At 67.4% G+C, this 19,669-nt stretch carries 21 protein-coding genes; 14 read left to right on the forward strand and 7 right to left on the reverse strand.

Going from position 1 to position 19,669, the window contains the following annotated elements; translation table 11 throughout:
- Positions 1–32 precede the first annotated feature (32 nt).
- The 9 genes from A5789_RS26870 to truA all read left to right on the forward strand — a co-directional run bounded on the left by A5789_RS26870 (position 33) and on the right by truA (position 6,457).
- Positions 33–1,319, forward strand: a complete 1,287-nt coding sequence (locus A5789_RS26870) for an MFS transporter (protein WP_063012557.1) — start codon at positions 33–35, stop codon at positions 1,317–1,319.
- Between the two features lie 256 nt (positions 1,320–1,575).
- Complete coding sequence (infA, locus tag A5789_RS26875; protein ID WP_003886926.1) at positions 1,576–1,797, forward strand: translation initiation factor IF-1; 222 nt, start codon at positions 1,576–1,578, stop codon at positions 1,795–1,797.
- Between the two features lie 157 nt (positions 1,798–1,954).
- Entirely contained in the window at positions 1,955–2,068 is a 114-nt protein-coding gene (rpmJ, locus tag A5789_RS26880; RefSeq protein WP_025347279.1) for a 50S ribosomal protein L36, read from the forward strand.
- 223 nt (positions 2,069–2,291) lie between these two features.
- On the forward strand, positions 2,292–2,663 hold the full coding sequence (gene rpsM / locus A5789_RS26885) for a 30S ribosomal protein S13 (protein ID WP_030513443.1): 372 nt from the start codon (positions 2,292–2,294) through the stop codon (positions 2,661–2,663).
- 9 nt (positions 2,664–2,672) lie between these two features.
- Entirely contained in the window at positions 2,673–3,086 is a 414-nt protein-coding gene (gene rpsK / locus A5789_RS26890; RefSeq protein ID WP_025347281.1) for a 30S ribosomal protein S11, read from the forward strand.
- A gap of 21 nt (positions 3,087–3,107) precedes the next feature.
- On the forward strand, positions 3,108–3,713 hold the full coding sequence (gene rpsD, locus A5789_RS26895; RefSeq protein WP_030513444.1) for a 30S ribosomal protein S4: 606 nt from the start codon (positions 3,108–3,110) through the stop codon (positions 3,711–3,713).
- A 97-nt stretch (positions 3,714–3,810) separates the two neighbouring features.
- Entirely contained in the window at positions 3,811–4,869 is a 1,059-nt protein-coding gene (locus tag A5789_RS26900; protein WP_030513445.1) for a DNA-directed RNA polymerase subunit alpha, read from the forward strand.
- 49 nt (positions 4,870–4,918) lie between these two features.
- Positions 4,919–5,452 carry a 50S ribosomal protein L17 gene (rplQ, locus tag A5789_RS26905; RefSeq protein WP_030513446.1) on the forward strand — a complete coding sequence of 178 codons (534 nt, stop codon included), beginning with the start codon at positions 4,919–4,921 and terminating at the stop codon, positions 5,450–5,452.
- Between the two features lie 105 nt (positions 5,453–5,557).
- Positions 5,558–6,457 (forward strand): tRNA pseudouridine(38-40) synthase TruA, encoded by a 900-nt coding sequence (truA, locus tag A5789_RS26910; protein ID WP_064902166.1) that lies wholly within the window; start codon positions 5,558–5,560, stop codon positions 6,455–6,457.
- Between the two features lie 246 nt (positions 6,458–6,703).
- Here the strand turns inward: truA and A5789_RS26915 are convergent, their stop codons facing one another.
- A complete protein-coding gene (locus tag A5789_RS26915; RefSeq protein WP_064902168.1) occupies positions 6,704–7,156 on the reverse strand; it encodes an Hsp20/alpha crystallin family protein in 453 nt (150 codons plus the stop codon).
- A gap of 168 nt (positions 7,157–7,324) precedes the next feature.
- On the opposite strand from A5789_RS26915, the gene A5789_RS26920 reads away from it, so the two are divergent.
- On the forward strand, positions 7,325–8,170 hold the full coding sequence (locus tag A5789_RS26920; RefSeq protein WP_063012563.1) for an LLM class F420-dependent oxidoreductase: 846 nt from the start codon (positions 7,325–7,327) through the stop codon (positions 8,168–8,170).
- Positions 8,171–8,245: 75 nt separating this feature from the next.
- Here the strand turns inward: A5789_RS26920 and A5789_RS26925 are convergent, their stop codons facing one another.
- Positions 8,246–8,629: a metal-sensitive transcriptional regulator gene (locus tag A5789_RS26925; protein WP_228796217.1), complete on the reverse strand. Its 384-nt coding sequence runs from the start codon at positions 8,627–8,629 to the stop codon at positions 8,246–8,248.
- 99 nt (positions 8,630–8,728) lie between these two features.
- Between A5789_RS26925 and A5789_RS26930 the strand changes: the two genes are divergently transcribed.
- The gene (locus A5789_RS26930) at positions 8,729–9,538 is read left to right on the forward strand and encodes an S-methyl-5'-thioadenosine phosphorylase (protein ID WP_063012564.1); all 810 of its coding nucleotides are present in this window, start codon (positions 8,729–8,731) and stop codon (positions 9,536–9,538) included.
- A 14-nt stretch (positions 9,539–9,552) separates the two neighbouring features.
- Here the strand turns inward: A5789_RS26930 and A5789_RS26935 are convergent, their stop codons facing one another.
- Positions 9,553–10,596: a GAF domain-containing protein gene (locus tag A5789_RS26935; protein ID WP_227462742.1), complete on the reverse strand. Its 1,044-nt coding sequence runs from the start codon at positions 10,594–10,596 to the stop codon at positions 9,553–9,555.
- Between the two features lie 121 nt (positions 10,597–10,717).
- Here A5789_RS26935 and A5789_RS26940 point away from each other — a divergent pair, with 121 nt between their 5' ends.
- Positions 10,718–11,278, forward strand: coding sequence for an NADPH-dependent FMN reductase (locus tag A5789_RS26940; protein WP_064902165.1), 561 nt, complete (start codon positions 10,718–10,720; stop codon positions 11,276–11,278).
- Between the two features lie 62 nt (positions 11,279–11,340).
- On the opposite strand, the gene eccE is transcribed toward A5789_RS26940, so the two are convergent.
- Positions 11,341–13,017 (reverse strand): type VII secretion protein EccE, encoded by a 1,677-nt coding sequence (gene eccE / locus A5789_RS26945; protein ID WP_064902164.1) that lies wholly within the window; start codon positions 13,015–13,017, stop codon positions 11,341–11,343.
- Between the two features lie 113 nt (positions 13,018–13,130).
- Between eccE and eccB the strand changes: the two genes are divergently transcribed.
- Entirely contained in the window at positions 13,131–14,639 is a 1,509-nt protein-coding gene (gene eccB / locus A5789_RS26950; protein WP_063012568.1) for a type VII secretion protein EccB, read from the forward strand.
- Positions 14,640–14,648: 9 nt separating this feature from the next.
- Here eccB and A5789_RS26955 read toward each other — a convergent pair whose 3' ends face one another.
- On the reverse strand, positions 14,649–15,923 hold the full coding sequence (locus A5789_RS26955; protein ID WP_064902163.1) for an MFS transporter: 1,275 nt from the start codon (positions 15,921–15,923) through the stop codon (positions 14,649–14,651).
- 152 nt (positions 15,924–16,075) lie between these two features.
- Here A5789_RS26955 and A5789_RS26960 point away from each other — a divergent pair, with 152 nt between their 5' ends.
- Positions 16,076–16,675: a pyridoxamine 5'-phosphate oxidase family protein gene (locus A5789_RS26960; protein ID WP_227462741.1), complete on the forward strand. Its 600-nt coding sequence runs from the start codon at positions 16,076–16,078 to the stop codon at positions 16,673–16,675.
- Positions 16,676–16,678: 3 nt separating this feature from the next.
- On the opposite strand, the gene mycP is transcribed toward A5789_RS26960, so the two are convergent.
- Both mycP and eccD read right to left on the reverse strand, forming a co-directional pair.
- Positions 16,679–18,094: a type VII secretion-associated serine protease mycosin gene (mycP, locus tag A5789_RS26965; protein ID WP_227462740.1), complete on the reverse strand. Its 1,416-nt coding sequence runs from the start codon at positions 18,092–18,094 to the stop codon at positions 16,679–16,681.
- A gap of 7 nt (positions 18,095–18,101) precedes the next feature.
- The gene (gene eccD, locus A5789_RS26970; RefSeq protein ID WP_063012572.1) at positions 18,102–19,568 is read right to left on the reverse strand and encodes a type VII secretion integral membrane protein EccD; all 1,467 of its coding nucleotides are present in this window, start codon (positions 19,566–19,568) and stop codon (positions 18,102–18,104) included.
- Positions 19,569–19,669 lie beyond the last annotated feature (101 nt).

The following is a 19,669-nucleotide window of genomic DNA, read 5'->3' on the forward strand; positions in this document are numbered from 1 at the left end:
CCCCTTATTTGCGAGGTCGGGAGCGTATCGAAATGGCAATCACCGCGGGCGATGATCCTCGCGCGGCCCGGTTGGACGAACTTCCCGTCCGGCCGGTCCACCGCAAACTTGTCGCTCTGGTCGGCCTGGGCCTGTTCTTCGATCTCTACGAACTGTTCCTCGCCGGCACCATCACCGGCGTGCTGAAGCAGCAGCTCGCGTTGTCGACCTATCAGCTGAGCGGCATTCTCGCCTCGGCCTTCGTCGGCCAGTTCCTCGGCGCGCTGCTCATCGGACGGCTCTCGGACCTCTTCGGCCGCCGCCGGATGTTCATGATCAATATCGGGGTGTACGCGGGATTCACGCTGCTCGGCGCGTTCAGCCCCAACGTCTGGTTCCTGATGGCGACGCGGGTCCTCGCGGGCCTCGGTATCGGTGCGGAGATGACCGTCTCCGACACCTATCTGTCGGAGACGATGCCGCCGCAGGTCCGCGGGCGGATGATCGCCATCGCCTACACCATCGGATTCTGCGCCGTCCCGACCGTCGGATTCCTGGCTCGGTGGCTGGTTCCGCTGGAACCGTTCGGCACCGACGGCTGGCGCTGGCTGTTCGTCTTCGGCGGACTCGGCGCCGCCCTGGTGTTCGTCGCCCGTCGGCACATGCCCGAGTCCCCGCGCTGGCAGGCCCGGCACGACAAGGTCACGAGCGACACCGCCGCTGCGAACGGACGGGCGAAGGTGCCGTTCGCCGATATTCTGCGCGGTGCCAATCGCGGCCGCACCCTGCTGTTCTCCGCGGTGATGATCCTGCAGGTCTTCGGCTACTACGGTTTCGGCACGCTGGCGGTGCTGGTCTTACAGCACAAGGGGTTCACGGTGGTGAACTCGCTGGGCTATCTGACCATTACCTATCTGGGCTATCCGCTGGGTTCGCTGCTGTCGATTCCGCTGATCGAGCGCACCGAGCGCAAATATCTGGTGCTGGCGTCGGCCGCGCTGATGGCGGTGTTCGGGCTGATCTTCGGCTTCGCGACGAGCGTGTCGCTGATTCTGCTGTCGGGCGGCCTGTTCACCCTGGCCAGCAACATCTTCTCCAACGCCCTGCACACGTATCTGCCGGAATCGTTCCCCACGTCCGTGCGCGGCACCGCCTCGGGTACGGCCTATTCCCTGTCGAAACTGAGCACCGCCGTGCAGCCGTTCGTGCTGCTCCCGCTGCTGGACAACCACGGGCCCGGCGCGGTGTTCACGGTGATCACGGTCGCGCTGGTGCTGATGCTCGGATTGATCGGGGCGTGGGGCCCGCTGACCGGGCGCGGCCCGCTCGCCGACCACTGACCGAAGCGGCGCGAACGGTGCGCAGGACCGCCGCGAACGGCGCGAGGGGACCGCATTTGGCCGGATCGCGAGCGCACGGGTAAGCTTGGTCGGCGGTGCACCTGCCCGACGTCTGTGCTCATGCGAATGCATGTCCGCATGAGACTACGAAGAGTATGGCACCGGGTCGACTGGAGTGCACCGGTAACTGCAGTGACAAGCTAGCCGAAGAGTTGAGACCACACAGGGTTTCAGCGTAAGCGGGATCGCGGAGGATATGGCGAAGAAAGACGGGGCCATCGAGGTCGAGGGTCGAGTTATCGAGCCACTGCCGAATGCGATGTTCCGCATCGAGCTGGAGAACGGTCACAAGGTTCTCGCGCACATCAGCGGCAAGATGCGTCAGCACTACATCCGCATCCTGCCCGAGGACCGCGTGGTCGTGGAGCTTTCTCCTTACGACCTGTCCCGCGGTCGCATCGTCTACCGCTACAAGTGAGTTTCCGGGAAGCGATTCCCGGGAGAGTCCGGACGTCGGACTCGCGAGGTTCAGGGGTGGATTCACCCCGGAATCCGCACCCAAGATTTCCCCAGTCACACGGCTGGGGAAAAGCTGTGTCCACACCCGGTGTGGACCACAACCAGATTGGACGGACGTGAAGGTTCAGCCGAGCGTCAAGAAGATCTGCGAGAAGTGCAAGGTGATCCGCCGTAACGGCCGGGTCATGGTGATCTGCGACAACCTGCGTCACAAGCAGCGTCAGGGCTGACCTGGACTGTGCCCCGACGCAGGGGTTCACCAGCCAAGCACCGAACGCAGTTCGGATTGGCACAGAAAAGAAGACCTCCCAGCGCCAGTCGCCGTCGGCGAGCTCGCCGCCTCGGAAACGAGCGGAGAGCGGACGGACGACCTACCCCCGGAACGGAGGCCGGGGCCCCATTCGAGGGGACGGACAGGGAGCAGACCTCCGCAACAGTTAAGGAAGCTGCCACATGGCACGTCTGATGGGCGTCGATCTCCCGCGCGAGAAGCGCATGGAGATCGCGCTGACCTACATTTTCGGCATCGGTCGTACCCGCGCCAAGGAGATCCTGGACGCCACCGGCGTCAGTCCCGACCTGCGGTCGAAGGATCTCAGCGACGACGACGTCACCCGGTTGCGCGATTACATCGAGGCGTCGGAGTTCAAGGTCGAAGGTGACCTGCGCCGTGAGGTGCAGGCCGACATCCGCCGCAAGATCGAGATCGGCTGCTACCAGGGCATCCGCCACCGCCGCCACCTGCCGGTGCGCGGACAGCGGACCAAGACCAATGCGCGCACGCGCAAGGGTCCGAAGAAGACCGTCGCCGGCAAGAAGAAGTAGGGATAACCGATGCCTCCGAAGAGTCGGGCCTCCGGCCCCAAGAAGTCCCAGAAGGCGCGTCGCCGGGACAAGAAGAACGTTCCGCACGGCCACGCGCACATCAAGTCCACGTTCAACAACACGATCGTCTCGATCACCGACCCCGAGGGCAACGTGATCTCGTGGGCGTCGTCGGGCCACGTCGGCTTCAAGGGTTCGCGTAAGTCGACCCCGTTCGCCGCGCAGCTCGCCGCCGAGAACGCCGCGCGCAAGGCGCAGGAGAACGGCGTCAAGAAGGTCGACGTGTTCGTCAAGGGTCCGGGTTCGGGCCGTGAGACCGCGATCCGCTCGCTGCAGGCCGCCGGCCTCGAGGTGGGCACGATCTCCGACGTCACCCCGCAGCCGCACAACGGCTGCCGTCCGCCCAAGCGGCGTCGCGTCTAGCGGGAAAGGATTTAGCGAAAAATGGCTCGTTATACAGGCCCCATCACCCGCAAGTCGCGTCGTCTGCGTGTCGACCTCGTCGGAGGCGACCAGGCGTTCGAGCGTCGTCCCTACCCGCCCGGCCAGCACGGCCGCGCGCGGATCAAGGAGAGCGAGTACCTGCTCCAGCTGCAGGAGAAGCAGAAGGCCCGCTTCACCTACGGCGTCATGGAGAAGCAGTTCCGCCGCTACTACGAAGAGGCGAACCGTCGCAAGGGTAAGACCGGCGACAACATGCTGCAGCTGCTGGAGTCGCGTCTGGACAACGTCGTGTACCGCGCCGGTCTGGCCCGGACCCGCCGCCAGGCCCGTCAGCTGGTCTCGCACGGCCACTTCCTGGTGAACAACCGCAAGGTCGACGTCCCCAGCTTCCAGGTCTCCCAGTACGACATCATCGATGTCAAGGAGAAGTCGCTGCCGACGCTGCCGTTCCAGGTCGCCCGTGAGACCCAGGGCGATCGCCCGATCCCGGGCTGGCTGCAGGTGGTTCCGAACCGGCTGCGGATCCTGGTCCACCAGCTCCCGGAACGCGCGCAGATCGATGTGCCGCTGAACGAACAGCTCATCGTCGAGTACTACTCGAAGTAAGCCGTTCGTGCTGCTGGTGGGTGAGCACTTTCCGTGCTCATCCACACCCCAGTTCGTGGGCGTCAAATAGCGGGCGCCCCTGAAGGAGGAGATCCTCATGCTGATTTCACAGCGACCCACACTGGCCGAAGAGGTACTGGCCGAGAACCGCTCGAAGTTCACCATCGAACCCCTCGAGCCGGGCTTCGGTTACACCCTCGGCAATTCGCTGCGCCGTACCCTGCTGTCCTCGATTCCGGGGGCCGCGGTGACCAGCATCCGCATCGACGGCGTGCTGCACGAGTTCACCACCGTCCCGGGTGTGAAGGAAGACGTCACCGACATCATCCTGAACCTCAAGGGCCTGGTCGTGTCGTCCGAAGAGGACGAGCCGGTCACCATGTACGTGCGCAAGCAGGGCCCGGGCACCGTCACCGCCGGTGACATCGTTCCCCCGGCCGGTGTGACCGTGCACAACCCGGATATGCACATCGCCACCCTGAACGACAAGGGCAAGCTGGAGATCGAGCTCGTCGTCGAGCGCGGTCGCGGTTACGTCCCGGCCGTGCAGAACAAGGCCTCGGGTGCGGAAATCGGCCGGATCCCGGTGGATTCGATCTACTCGCCGGTGCTGAAGGTGACCTACAAGGTCGAGGCCACCCGTGTCGAGCAGCGCACCGACTTCGACCGGCTCATCCTGGACGTCGAGACCAAGAACTCGATCTCCCCGCGGGATGCGCTGGCGTCGGCCGGTAAGACCCTGGTCGAGCTGTTCGGCCTGGCGCGCGAGCTGAACGTGGAGGCCGAGGGTATCGAGATCGGGCCCAGCCCGGCCGAGGCGGACCACATCGCCTCGTTCGCGCTGCCGATCGAGGACCTGGACCTCACCGTGCGCTCGTACAACTGCCTCAAGCGCGAGGGTGTGCACACCGTCGGCGAGCTGGTTGCGCGGACCGAATCGGATCTGCTGGACATCCGCAACTTCGGCCAGAAGTCCATCGACGAGGTCAAGGTCAAGCTGCATTCGCTCGGCCTGTCGTTGAAGGACAGCCCGGCCTCCTTCGATCCGTCGAGCGTCGTCGGCTACGACGCCGCCACCGGAACCTGGAGTGACAGCGGCTCCTTCGGCGATGCAGACAACGGCGAGCAGGACTACGCCGAGACCGAACAGCTCTAGGCCTTCCGGGGTGGCAGCCCCGTTCGGCCTTTCCTAAGGAGAACAACCAATGCCCAAGCCCAAGAAGGGTGCTCGCTTCGGCGGGTCGGCGTCGCACCAGAAGGCGATCTTCGCCAATCTGGCCACGGCGCTCTTCGAGCACGGTCGGATCACGACCACCGAGGCCAAGGCCAAGGCGCTGCGCCCCTACGCCGAGAAGCTGGTCACCAAGGCCAAGGCCGGTTCGCTGGCCGACCGCCGCGAGGTGCTCAAGGTGATCCGCAACAAGGACGTGGTGCACGAACTCTTCGCGAACATCGGACCGTCGTTCGAGGGTCGCGAGGGTGGCTACACCCGGATCATCAAGACCGTGCCCCGCAAGGGTGACAACGCGCCGATGGCGATCATCGAGCTGGTCCGGGAGAAGACCGTGACCAACGAGGCCGATCGCGCTCGCCGGGTCGCCGCCCAGCAGGCCAAGACCGAGGCTGCCGAGGCCGAAGAGGCCACCGAGGCGAAGGCCGACGAGGCTGCGGAGGCGAAGGCCGACGAGGCTGCCGAGGCGGAGTCCACCGAGGCTCCCGCCGAGGACAAGGCGGAATGAGTTGGTCCCCGCCACGTGCGGGGACCTCTCGATCTGCGTCGGGAATTCACGAGTGAGCCCGCCGTCCCCTCCGGGTCGGCGGGCTTCGCTCATGTTAACCAGGAAATGGCTGTGACCATGCAGGATCCGGCGGCAACCTCGGTTGCGGTTCGAGTACGGCTCGATATCGCCTACGACGGCACCGATTTCACCGGCTGGGCCCGCCAGCCGGGTCTGCGGACCGTGCAGGGTGTGCTGGAGGAGTCGCTGAGCAAGGTCCTGCGCGAACCGATTCAGCTGACGGTGGCCGGCCGCACCGATGCCGGAGTTCATGCCGAGGGACAGGTCGCACATTTCGACGCGACCACGCCGCCCGATCACGACAAGCTGCTGCACCGGCTGGCGCGGTTCCTGCCGAAGGATGTGCGGGTCACCGGAATCCGCCCGGCGCCACCGGAATTCGACGCCCGCTTCTCCGCGATCCGCCGTCACTACGCGTATCGGCTCACCACGGCTCCCTACGGAGCCCCGCCCCTGCTGGCTCGCAGTGTGGTGGCATGCCGACCCGGTGTCGATCTCGACGCCATGCGGGAGGCGTCGCGAAAGCTGTTGGGACTGCACGATTTCGCCGCATTCTGCCGTCGGCGCGAAGGGGCGACGACGGTCCGGGAATTGCAGCGGTTCGATTGGGCCGTGACGCCGATCGATGGTCCCGGCGGGGCCCTGGACGGTGCCGGCGGAGCCGCCATGCTCACCGCTTACGTCAGCGCCGACGCCTTCTGCTGGTCGATGGTCCGCAGTTTGGTCGGCGCGGTGCTCGCGGTGGGGGAGGGGCGCCGCACTCCCGAATGGGTGGAAGGTCTTCTCGCGGAACGGGAACGGTCCAGTTCCGTCACCGTGGCCCCCGCGCACGGCCTGAGCTTGATCGCCGTCGACTATCCGGCCGATGCGGACCTGGCCGCCCGCAACGCCGAAACCCGCGAGATGCGGACGATTCCGTCCGCCGAGGGGTGCTGCGGCGACTGAGCCGCCTACGGGCGATACTCCGGTCGTCCGCCGGTGTTCGCCGCGCCCGGACATGGCGGCGACCCCGCGAGATCGCGGGGCCGCACGCAGTCGCTATTCGAGGGTTGCGCGCTCTCACCTCCTTCTCGCTGCGACGATCCTCGGTTCCGCCCGCGCACCCGGCCACCTTGCACCGGTGAATGGTGGTGTGCTGCTTGCACTCTCATCTGTCGCCGACCGGCGCGGGCACATCCCTGCCGCGACCGGTCAGCTGCTCTCGGTGTGGCCGGCCTCGATGGTCTTCGGGCCCTGTCCCGTACCGCCGATCTCGATGCGCCGCGGTTTGGCCTTCTCGGCGATCGGCAGGGTCACCGACAGCACGCCGTCGTTGTAGGTGGCGCTGATGTGGTCGGTGTCGATGCCCTCACCGAGCGACAGCTGACGCATGTACGTTCCCGCGAATCGTTCCGACGCGATCCATTGCACATGCTCGTCACCGGGCAGGCTGCGCTGCGCCTTCAGCGTCAGGGTGCCGTTGTCCACGCTCACGTCGACCGAGCCGGGATCGACGCCCGGGAGATCGGCATTGAGGACGTAGTGGTCACCGGCCTTGAACAGATCCATCGGCATGAAACGTGGCGCGCGCGTGGTTCCGGCGGCATCCCCCAGGAGCTGCCGGGCGACGGTGTCGATGTCGTGGAACGGGTCGAACCTCAGCACAGGAATCACCTCCATATCCAGTGGTGACGCCCGCCTCGGCGGCGAGCGCCGTAAGCTGTTCGATGCCCAATTTAGCACTCTCATGGTGCGAGTGCCAGATTGTGCGACCGGAATTTTTTTCCGGCGCCGGGCGGAATAGTCGCCCGCGCAACGGAGTTCGCAAGGAATATGACTGAGGCTGCGCGAACCACGAGTATCGGCAAATTCGGCGTCTGGCGGTACTACGCCGGCTTCGAACCGGGCCAGGCCCGTGAGCTGGAGGGTCTCGGTTACAGCACGCTGTGGCTGGGCGGCTCGCCCCCGGCGGATCTACCGGCTGTGGAGGCGCTGCTCGAGGAGACCGAGACGCTGACGGTCGGAACCAGCATCGTCAACATCTGGTCGGCGCCCGCCGAACAGGTGGCCGAGTCCTTCCATCGCATCGACCGCCGCTTTCCGGGCCGGTTCATCCTCGGCTTCGGCGCCGGACATCCCGAGCAGGATTCGGATTTCCGCAAGCCCTACGACGCGCTCGTCGACTATGTCGACGTGCTCGACGCCAACGGAGTCCCGAAACAGCAGCTCGCGCTGGCGGCGCTCGGACCGCGGGTACTGAAGCTGGCCGCCGACCGCACCGCGGGAGCGTTGCCCTACCTCGTGACCGCCGAACACACCCGGCAGGCGCGCGAAATCCTGGGTCCCGATGCGCTGCTCGTGCCCGAACACAAGATCTCGTTCAACACCGATCCGGTCCAGGCGCGCTTGACGGCCCGCCCGCGCACGGAGTTCTACCTGAACCTGCGCAATTATGTGGCGAATCTGCGTCGGCTCGGCTTCAGCGACGAGGACCTGACCCCGCCCGGCAGTGATCGGCTGATCGACGCGCTCGCGCTGCACGGCTCGGCCGATCAGATCGCCGACGCACTGGTCGAACACCTGAAGGCGGGCGCCGATCAGGTCGCCATCCAGGTCACCGACGAGGACCACATCGGGGTGCTGCGCGCGCTGGCGCCGGCGCTGGCCGCGCGAGTCTGATCGTCGTTCACGCGACCGCCGGCCGCATCCGGCAACCGGAGCGGTGCGGCGGTCGTGCGGGGATGGCGTCGCGGCTCAGGAACGGACCAACCGCGCGATGGCGTCGGTGGCCTCCTTGATCTTCGCCTCGGCCTCGGGACCGCCCTGGACCGCGGCATCGACCACGCAGTGACTGATGTGATCCTCCAGCAGGCCCATGGCCACCGCCTGCAGGGCTTTGGTCATGGCCGAGACCTGGGTGAGGATATCGATGCAGTACTTCTCCTCTTCGACCATGCGCTGCAGGCCGCGCGCCTGCCCCTCGATCCGGCGCAGCCGCTTGAGGTAGTCGTCCTTGGCGGTGATATAGCCGTGGGTGGCGTGGTCGTGCCCGGGCTGCACGGCCGCCTCGGCGGTCCGAACCGTGTTGCTCTGATCCTCGGTCACCGGCTGTTCCTCGCTCCCGCCCTGATGGTCCATACCCCCCTAGGGTACATTATGTGAGGGGCACTGTCAGGGTAGCGGGTGCGGGGTGAGGCGGCGGGGGCCGCCGTCGCGGCGTACGCGAGAATTGCGGGCATGAGTTCGGATCCCCGCCCCGCGCTGGCCATCATCGGCGGTAGCGGCTTCTACGATTTCTTCGGCGACGATGCGACCACCCTCGAGGTCGAGACACCCTATGGTGTGCCGAGCGCGCCGATCACCGTCGGAGAGGTCGAGGGCCGCCAGGTCGCCTTCCTGCCGCGGCACGGGCGCAAGCACGAGTATTCCCCGCACACCGTGCCGTATCAGGCCAATATGTGGGCCCTGCGCTCGATCGGCGTGCGGCGGATCTTCGCGCCGTGCGCGGTGGGCAGCCTGCGGGCGGACTGGGGACCGGGCACCGTGGCGGTCCCCGACCAGCTGGTGGACCGGACCTCCGGCCGCGCGCAGACCTACTTCGACAACGGCGGCATCCACGTGTCCTTCGCCGATCCGTACTGCGACGACCTGCGTGCGGTCGCTACCCGCGCGGCGGTGCCCGAACTGCCGATGCAACCGGCCGCCACCATGGTCGTGGTGCAGGGCCCGCGCTTTTCCACCCGGGCCGAGAGCCGCTGGTTCGCCGGACAGGGATGGGAACTGGTGAACATGACCGGATACCCGGAAGCCGTTCTCGCTCGCGAACTCGAAATGTGTTATGCCGCCATCGCTTTGGTGACCGATCTCGATGCCGGACTGGAGGCCGGAGACGGTGTCAGTGCGGCCGCCGTCTTCGCCGAATTCGAGCGAAACCTGGTGCCGTTCAAGACCTTGGTACGTCGCGCGGTCGCCGGTGTCGAAGGCATGGATACCTGCGAACACTGCACCGTGCACACCGGGGTGGCGCTGCCGTTCGAACTGCCCTGACACCGCATCGACCGCTAGGGAGTGGCGGGTTCACGCAGATCGATCCGGGCCAGCGCGAAATGGGGTACGCCGGTGCCGTCCGGGCCGTGGGGCAGGGGTGAAACCTCCACGTCCACGGTGATCCAGCCTCCGGTCGTATCCGCGAGCCGGAGGTTCGGCAGCGTCCACGACGGCGCGCCGGCCCGGATCGCCGTGCGCGCGGCGATGATTCGCTCCCGGTCGCCGGGATGTGGCAGCGTGCGTTCGTCCGTGCCGCCGGACCAGTCCAGTCCCGGCACCGGCGCGCTGATCCAGCGGATCACCCGGACCCGCTCGGTGTCGACCACCGCCAGATACATTCCGGGATTGCGGCTGACCAGCGTCTCGACCGTGGCCGCCTCGAACGACTTGGGTTGCGGCGCAACGCTGTCGGTGACATCGGCCAGAATGCCGCGCCACAGGTAGGGATCGGCGGCGGAGTTGCGTGTCGCCATCATCAACGTGCGCAGCCCGTCCGGCGTGCGCACGCAGATTTCGCCGCACCAGCGCGATCCGGGTGTGGCGCGTGCCACGATCGCGGCCAGATCCAGGGCATCGTCGAAACGTTCGACATGTTCGAAGGATTCGGCTCCGATCCAGACGCTGCGCTTGCGGTCGAATGCCGGGCCCAGACCGGCGGAACGCACTTCCGTGCGCCGGGTGCGCGCGTCGAGCAGGTGGGTCGCGACCGGCGGCGGCGCGGGTGGCTCGCCGGGGCCCACCCACAGCTGCACCGCGTGCACCCGACCGTCGGGCCCGGTCAGCGCGATCGCGCAGGCGTGATGTCCGGACCAGGCATGTCGGGACTTCGGCAGCTGTCGCTCGACCCTCTCACCGCTCGCGGCGGCGGCGGTGAGGATCGGCATCAGCCGGGTGGGAACGGTGCGCGCCAACGACTTCCATCGCCGCGGTGCGGTGTCGACGGCCAGGACCGACCAGGTGGGGGGAATGTCGAGTGTTTCGATCAGCAACCAATGTCCGAGAATCACGAATTTCGCCCCCTCCTGATCGATCCGCGGCGCCCCGTCAGTCGCGGCCATCGGCCATAGCCGTCCAATATGGTGCTCGAAGATTTTCGCCCGGGGCACAGGGTATCGGTGCCGCCGGCGCGGTCGGCGAGCAGGCCGTCGCTGCGGCGAGGGTGCCGACTAGGCTGACGCCATGGACGATCCGCTGCGGTTGGAGGTCATCGTCGCCAGTGTGCGGCCCGAGCGGTTCGCGCCTGTGGTGGCCGACTGGTTCCTGCGCACGGCCCGCGCCGACGCCGGCCTCGACGTCGGGGTCATCGATCTGGCAGACACCCCCCTGCCCACCGACCTGACGACGACGCCGCGGGTCGAGGCCTTCCGCGAACGGATCGGCGCCGCGGACGGATTCGTCGCGGTCACCTCCGAGTACAACCACGGCTATCCCGCCTCGCTGAAGACGGCGCTCGACAGCGCCAAGCGCGAGTGGCGGGCCAAGCCGATCGGATTCGTCGGTTACGGCGGGCTGTCGGGCGGTCTGCGGGCTGTCGAGCAATTGCGCCAGGTAGTCGCGGAAATCCATATGGTGTCGATTCGCGAGACCGTGAGTTTCCACGAGGCCAAACGCAAATTCGACGCGGACGGCAACACCGCCGACGGGGCCGCTGTCGACGCCGCGCAGCGGCTCCTGCGGCAATGGGCTTGGTGGGCACGTCATTTGCGCACGGCGCGCAGAACCGACCCGTATCCGGGCTGAGCGGGCCGGGCCGCCGCGCCGACGTGAGCAGGTGCCCCGGACTCGGCCCCGGTGGGGCGAAATTACCCGTGCGCCTGCGCGACTCGCTGCCGGGGATCCGGCTGCGGCATCGGGCGGCGGCCCCGCGGGCTGCCGATATAGGTCGTCTCCCGGGGAATCGAGACCAGCGTCAGATCGACCTGAGTGGTTCCGGTCCGCATCACCACATGGTTGCCGATCGCGCCCGGCTGGTGGATCGACAGATCCGGATTGGTCGCCGGCCAGCCCATCGGATCGCCGGTGACGTAGATCGTGGTGACACCGGCGTGCGGTGCGGGCGCGAGCACACCGTCGACCACGGCCGCGGTGAATCCGGCATCGCTCTGATGGGTTTCCACCGCGATGGTGAGCCGCTCGGGATTGCCGATGGTGGTGACCAGCTGTTCCCACGCGTGCGGGCGATCGGTGCGGATGAGGATGCGCTCGCCGACGGCCAGTGCGCGGAACACCAGCTGCTGCGCCAGATACAGCTCGCCCGCCACGTAGACGGTCGAAATGCCTTGTCCGACAAGGCGAACCGCAACACCGTTGCCGTCCTCGTCGGAGCCGATCAGCTGACCGCAGCCGGAGGAGGGCAGATGCAGCACGCCCACCACGTCGATCGGGTACTGGCTCATCGGGACGGTGTCGTCCACGCCGGGAATCGCGATCGGCAGGTGGGCCAGCAGGCTCTGGCGATGCCGGCCGCTCAGCGACACCATGCCCTTGCGCTTGGTCTTCTCCGGCAGCTCCCGGGCGGTCAGTCGCCAGGCCGCGCCGACATTCACCGTCTCGGGCGAACTACCCGGCCGCAGGCGGACCGCCACGGTGGTTCCCCGCGACGGCGCGACCCACAGCTGAGCCAGCAGATCCGAGCCGAGCTGCTTGGGATCGACCGCCGCGCCGATGTTCACGCTGTTGCCCAGTTCCGCATAGCGCCAGCGATGGGTGAGCGCCCGCGGGTCGACACCGGCGCTGATCTGCCAGACGGCCTTGCGGATCTCCGGCGCGGTGAGCACGCGCGACGCGCAGTCGGCATCCTCGAGTGCGCGCACGATGCGCTGGGTGGCGATGGTGACCGCCCGGCCCGCGCCCTCCGTGCCGCCGCCGCGCCGGGCCGCGGCCTCCGGACAGGCCAGTGCGTCGAAACTGATTGCGAGCCAGACGGTTCGGTGTGCGGTCGCGGGCAGCGGACCGAGCAGCGATTCGTAGATCGGCCCCGCGGGCGTTCCGGAGCGGCTGCGGTGGCCGTGGCTGATGATGTCGATACCGGACAGCAGGATGTCGTGCTGGCTCAGGCACTGCGCCAGTTCGGGCAGCGGCAGCAGATGCGACGCGTGCACGGTGTTGCGGTCGATCCGGGTCAGACCGCCCTTGGGCGGCAGCACCTCGACGACGGCGACGACGCGGCTGCCCTCCCAGTACAGACCGAGCGAGCGGCCGTCCGGGCCGCGGAAATCGACTGTGTCACCGAGGTCGTAGTCCTGGCGGGTGACATAGCGCCACGCTGTCGCGATCCACGAGGCGAGGGTGCGCTTGCCGATCGGGACGAGCAGCACCAGGCCGGCCACGATCGCGGCACCCAGTGCGTACCAGCCGGGTACCCCCACCGCGAGCACGACGACGCCGACGAGCAGTCCCAGTAACTGTGCGGCCAGCAGATTCGGCAGCGAGATCCGTCCGAGGAGCGGGCGGCTGTTGGTGCCGCTGGATTCGGCCATCGTCGTCCCCCAAGTACCCGGTGTCGGCCGATTCCTCGATGGCCGAGCTGAACTTCAGTCCTGCTGAACTGTACTGTGTTGGGCGAACGCGAGCACTGTTCGGGGGAGGACTCATGCCTTCAAAGCCCACTACGCGCTGGCAGGTGAGCGGCTATCGCTTCCTGGTCAGGCGAATGGAGCACGCCCTGGTACGCCGGGACGTGCGCATGCTGCACGATCCGATGCGCTCGCAGTCGCGTGCCTATGCAGCCGGGCTGGTACTGGGAGTCGTCGCGCTGGCCGGCTGCGGCGTGCTCGCGCTGCTGCGGCCGCAGGGGTCGATCGGCGACAACAAGATCCTGCTGGGCAAGGATTCCGGCGCCGTCTACGCCGTCATCGACGGCGTCGTGCACCCGTCGCTGAACCTCGCGTCGGCGCGGCTCGCGGTCGGCGAACCCGCAAAAGCGGTGTCCATCAAGGAATCCGAGCTGTCGAAGAAGCCCCGGGGGGCGCTGATCGGCATTCCGGGCGCGCCGTCGTCGCTGAATTTCGACGGCAACGGCAAGGGGCGCGCATGGTCGATCTGCGACGAGCTGAAGAACGACGGCAGCCGCGAGCTGACCACCACCGTGCTCGCCGGCGATCCGTCGCTGGGTTCCAAGGCCACCAAGCTGGATTCGGGTAAGGCGCTGTTGGTGCAGGGTCGCGACGCCGCTTACCTGATCTACGACAATCAGCGGGCCCGGGTCGATATGAACGATCCGAAAGTGACCGAGGCGCTGAAGATCCGCGGGATGACTCCCCGCCCGATCAGTGCCGGTCTGCTGAACGCGGTGCCCGAGGTCCTGCCCATCACGCCGCCGAAAATCGTCGATCCCGGTGGCACCCCGGCGTATTCGCTGAGCAATCACCGCATCGGCGATGTGGTGCATGTCGACACCAAGGATCAGTACTACGTGGTCCTGCACGACGGTTTGCAGCCCATCTCGCCGCTGACCGCCGACATCATCCGCAACTCCAATCCGACGGCTTCGGAAAATCCCGAGATCAGCCAGTACGACAGCACCCAGGCGCCGCCGTCGAACGACCTTCCGGTCCAGCAGTATCCGACGTCCGCGCCGGCCATCGTCGATTCGAAGGATCAGCCGGTGGAATGCATGTCCTGGAAGCCACTGTCCGGTGCGGCCGACAAGGCCGACGGCAGTAAGCGCGCGGAATTGGCTGTGCTGACGGGACATTCGCTGCCGATCCCGGACAGCGCGCAGACCACACCGCTGGCGCAGGCCGACGGGTCCGGCCCGAACGTCGATGCCTTCTACTCCACACCCGGCTCGGGATTCTTCGTCCAGACCACGGGTATCGAGGCCGACAGCCAGCGCCGCGACAGCATGTTCTTCATCGCCGACACCGGCGTGCGCTACGGCATCAAGGACGCCGCGGCGCAGAAGGCGCTGGGAATGGACGCCGACAAGGCCAAACCCGAACTCGCGCCGTATCAGATCGTCGGCCTGCTCGCCGCCGGTCCGACGCTCGGTCGTCAGGAGGCCATGGTGGCCCACGACGGCGTGGCGCCGGATCCGAATCCGGCCAAGCAGCTGGTGCGTTCCAAGCAGGACCAGTCGGCGCAGCAACCGCAGAACTAGCCGGCCCGGCTATTGCCGGGCGGGCGTTTCGGGTAATGCGCTCGCGTTCGTGCCGAAGCGAATTCCCTTGGCCTCCTTGCCGATCAGGGTCAGAAAGGCCACCGCGATCAGCACCGGCACGATGGTGACGGCCAGCGCGAACGGATATCCGTGGCTTTCGGCCACCCGCTCCTGGATCGGCAGATTGAGCGAGGCGAGCAGATTGCCCAGCTGGTAGGTCACGCCCGGATAGAAGCCGCGGATAGCGTCGGGCGACAGTTCGGTCAGATGTGCCGGGATGACACCCCAGGCGCCCTGCACGACCAGCTGCATCAGGAACGATCCCAGGCACAGCATGGCCGCGGTCGTCGAATACGCGAACAGCGGCACGATCGGCAGTCCGAGCAGTGCGCAGAAGATGATGGTGTAGCGGCGACCGTACTTCTGCGACAGGCTGCCGAACACCAGACCACCGATGATGGCGCCGATGTTGTACACCACCGCAATCCATTTCGCGGTCGCCGAGGACAACCCGGCGCCGCCGTTGTCGACCGCGGACAAGAAGGTCGGGTAGACGTCCTGGGTGCCGTGGCTCATCCAGTTGAACGCGGTCATCAGCAGGACGAGGTAGGCGAAGCGGCGGATCACGGCCGGGTTCATCACCACATCACGCAACGAGGTCTGGGTGAGCCGCATATGTTCGCGGCTGCTCTCCCACGCCTCCGATTCACCCACGCGAGTCCGGATCACGAGGATGATCAGGGCCGGAATCACCGAGAGCGCGAACAGCCAGCGCCAGGACAGGCCGAGCCAGTTCATCACCAGCAGTGAGGCCAGCGAGGCGAGCAGGTAGCCGAACGAGTAGCCCTCCTGCAGGAGGCCGGAGAAGAAGCCGCGCCGTTCGGCGGGGATCTTCTCCATCGCCAGCGCCGCGCCGAGGCCCCATTCCCCACCCATGCCGATGCCGTAGAGCAACCGAAGTATCAGCAGCACAGTGAAATTCGGTGCGAAGGCGCACAGGAACCCGATCACCGAGTAGAACGCGACGTCGACCATCAGCGGAATACGCCGGCCCACCCGGTCGGCCCACAGACCGAACAGCAGCGCGCCCACCGGACGCATGATCAGCGTCGCCGTGGTGATGAACGCGACGTCGGATTTCGGCATGTCGAAGGAAGCGGCGATATCGGCATAGACGAAGACGACCAGAAAGAAGTCGAAAGCGTCCATCGTCCAGCCCAGTTGGGCCGCGATGAACGAATTGCGCTGATCGGGAGTGAGACGTTGCCTGCCGGCGACTGTCATGGCTGTTCCTGCCCCTCGTGCGACGACCCGCGACGGCCGTACCGCTGGACCGCCGCTGTCAGAAATACTGAGTCATCCCCGGGCGGCCCGTGTCGATCTTGGGCGGATTCACCCGCGCCGACCAGGGCATATCGCCTATAACGGACGAATCGATGGCGCGCGCACCGATGAATCCGGTCGCCGTGCCTCGTCGCACCATCATGGACACCATGCAGACGACCAACCTCGCCGAACTGTACGAGCTGGATCCGCTGGACTGGTCCGCCGTCGTGGCCGGTCTGGACGCCGGATTCCCGCAGGCGCCCGGTACGGGCGGCCCCGATCGCCACACCTGCTGGCTGGCCACGATCGATCCTGACGGCAGTCCGCATATGACCGCGGTGGGCGCGCTCTGGGTCGACGGTGCGTTCTGGTTCGAAACCGGCCCGCGAACACGCAAGGCCCGCAACATCTCTCGCGATCCGCGCTGCACGCTCGGCGTGGCATTGGATACCTTCGACCTCAGTGTGAACGGCACCGCCGAACGCGTCACCGACCCGGCGACGGTGGCACAGCGGGCCGCCGACTGGGCTGGCGAGGGATGGCCGTGCCGGGTCGACGAGTCGGGCACGGCCCTGACCGCCGATTTCAGCGCGCCGTCGGCCGGCCCGCCGCCCTGGTACGTCTACCGCATCGCGGTGCGCGCGGCGACGGCGCTGTCGACCGTCGAACCGGGCGGCGCGACGCGCTGGCGGTTCGACGAGCCGCGCTGAACCTCACTCGCCGCGATCACCGAAGCGGCGGCGCAGCGGGAACGAGGCGAGATATCCGAGCACGGCGAGCACGGCGATGACACCGGTTCCGATCAGCGCCACATTGCGGGAGGTGTGGTCGGGGGCCGGGGGAGTGGTCGGCACCGGCAGTTGCCAGCTCTTGGCGGCACTGGGCCGCTTGGGCGGCAACGAGTTCGGGACCTGTGCGGTGAGCGCGGCCACCGGGTCGACCGCGCCGTATCCGACATACGGGTTCCACCCCTCGGCGGGCGCGTGGGCGGTAGCCTCGATCCGCTTGATGACGTCGAGCGCGCTCAGTTCCGGGTAGCGGGCACGGACGAGCGCGGCCACCCCCGCGACATACGGTGAGGCGAAACTGGTTCCGGAGATCGGCTCGGCCTTGCCCTGCTGATCCACCTTCGCGACGGCGGTCCCCTTGCTGCGCGGATCGTCCCAGTGCGGGTCGAGCGAGGTCAGATTCTCACCCGGTGCCGCGACGCCGACCCACGGGCCCGGCACGGTGAACTTCGAGGGCTGGCCGTTGTCGTCGATCGAGCCCACCGGCAGCACATAGTCGTCCCACCGCGCGGGCGAGACGTTCAGATCGACCTTCGTCCACGGATCCGCACTCGGATCCAGCGGATCGATGACCGGGTTGGTCCCCTTGCACTTGTCGTTGTTACCCGCGGCCGTGACGACCACGACGTTCTTCTCGACGGCGGCGTAATGTACCGCGGCGCCGAGGTCGTCGTCGGGAATCGCCCCGGCCTGGCAGGCCACCTCGGACATGTTGATCACCGTCGCGCCCATATCGGCCGCCCGGCGCACCGCCTGCGCCAGAGTGTGGGTGGTGCCGTACCCCTCGGGCATGGCGTCGGGCCCCTTGTCACGGCCGGCGCCCTTCTTCTGGAAATAGCTCGAGGTCTGCCGGATGCTCAGGATCTGCGCCTGCGGCGCGACTCCCGAAAAACCTTGTCCCGCAATTTGAGTCGCGGCGATGATGCCCGCCACGAAGGTTCCGTGCGCATCGCAGTCGTCGGTGCCGTCGCCGGCGGAGACGTAGTCGCCGCCCGGGATGATGCCCGGCAGCCGGGGGTGGCGCATCACGCCGGTGTCGATCACCGCTACCAATTGCCCTGCGCCCCTGCTGAACTGCCAGGCCTTGTCCAGTTCCAGACTGCGCTGCGCGGTCGGCACGGTCGGGCCGTCACCGCCGGTGCTCGTGCTGGCACAGGGTGAATTCGCCGGCTGCTCGGTGGCATCCGGCGGCGCCGGGTTACCGCCGGACGGCAGCGCACCCGGGTTCACCACCGGTTTGTCCGCGGTCGCGGCGCCCGCGCCGGTCGAGGCGCTCAGCCCCAGCACCGCGACGACCGCCGCGACTCGAATTGCTCTGCGCCCGAACATTTTCGGATTCATGCGCGGCTCAGAGCGATCGAACGAGCGTGTACAGCTCGGCTACCCAGAACACCAGCGGCAGGACGGCGGCGACGAACCCGTACTCCAGCAGCTCCACCGCGCGGCGCATCGGCGGCGTCGCCGACTGGTTCGGCACGATGGTGCCCAGGATCAGCGCGGCGATGAGCATCACCATGGCGGCGCCGAACACCGCGAGCGGCTGTTCCACCACGAAGGCCGCGCCGACCGTCATGATCAGCAGGATGGCCGCACCGCCGGCGAGCAGCACCACCGCCAGCTCGGCGCTGACGTAGGTGCGGCTGCGGAACATCAGCACCACCGCGCAGACCAGCGCCAGCGCGATGCCGGGCCAATAGGGGCTGTCCGCGGACGGATCGGTCGAGGCGAGCGCTCCGATCACGGTCACCAGCGTGGTCGCGCCGACGAGGCCGGCCAGATACATCCGCGCGCGTTCGGATTTCGTGCGCAGCACGTCCATCGTGGGCAGCGCGCGGTGGTCGTCGGGATCGTCCTCGGTGGGATCGATCGGGGTGCCGGGCGAAGGCACCGGCGGCAGCGGCAGTTTCGCCAGCAGCATCGACACTCGCGGTGCCAGCGACAGGGCGCCGAGCGCGAGCGCGGCGGCGACCGCGCCGACGGCCTTGACCGGCTGCGAGGTGAGCAGGCCGACCAGCGCGGCGGGAATGGCGAAGACGGAAAGTGTTGTGGCGCCGATGAACAGGGCCAGACCGACCCCGCTGACCCGCCAGGCCAGCAGTGCCGTCGCGCCGACGAGTACCGAGCCGAGCAGCAGATTCGCCCAGCCGTAATGGTCGGGCACGATCAACATGCCCGCGGCGAACGCGCTCGGCAGCGCACAGCCGCCGAGAACCAGCGCGGAGGCGGTGTCGCCGTACATGCGGCTCATCACCGTGCCGGCCACCACCAGCAGAATCGTCAGCACCGCGGCGATGGCCCCGGTGATCCAGCCCGCCATCGCATCCGGCGCGGCCAGCAGACCGGTGCATCCGGCGAGCATGGTCAGCACCGCGATGATCGATCCGGTGATCCGCGCGACCTGCGGCGACCAGCTGCGGAAATGGTCGGTGTCGGCGATCGCGACGTTGTACATGATGTCGTCGAACAGCGGACTGGGCGCGACGTGATCGGCGCTTTCCAGCATCAGCAGCTCGCCGTCGCGCACCCCCTGCTCGCCCAGGCTGAGCGAATTGGAGAACGGCGGCTGCCCGATACGCGCCAGCACCCATTCGGCCGGCTGGAACTGTTCGCCGCTGTTGTCGAAATCGTTGGTGCGGCTGTGTTGCGCCACCATGTCGACCACGCTCGGAATGACCAGTGCGACCGGAACGTCGACCGGAATCGCCATATCGACCTGCGTGTGCTTGGCCAGAATTGTCACCCGCGCCAGATCGGGCGCCCGGACGATTCCGCGGCTCGAATCCTCTTCGATATGGTCCAGTCGCGCGTGCGTCACGCTTCCCCCAACTCCGTCTCTACCAGGTGTTTCAGCATGCGCTCCGGTTTGCGGTCGCGCGGCCGATCCGTGCAGAATGCTGGTCGAACTGTACGACATGT

The organism is Nocardia sp. 852002-51101_SCH5132738, from assembly GCF_001665695.1.
GTDB lineage: Bacteria > Actinomycetota > Actinomycetes > Mycobacteriales > Mycobacteriaceae > Nocardia > Nocardia nova.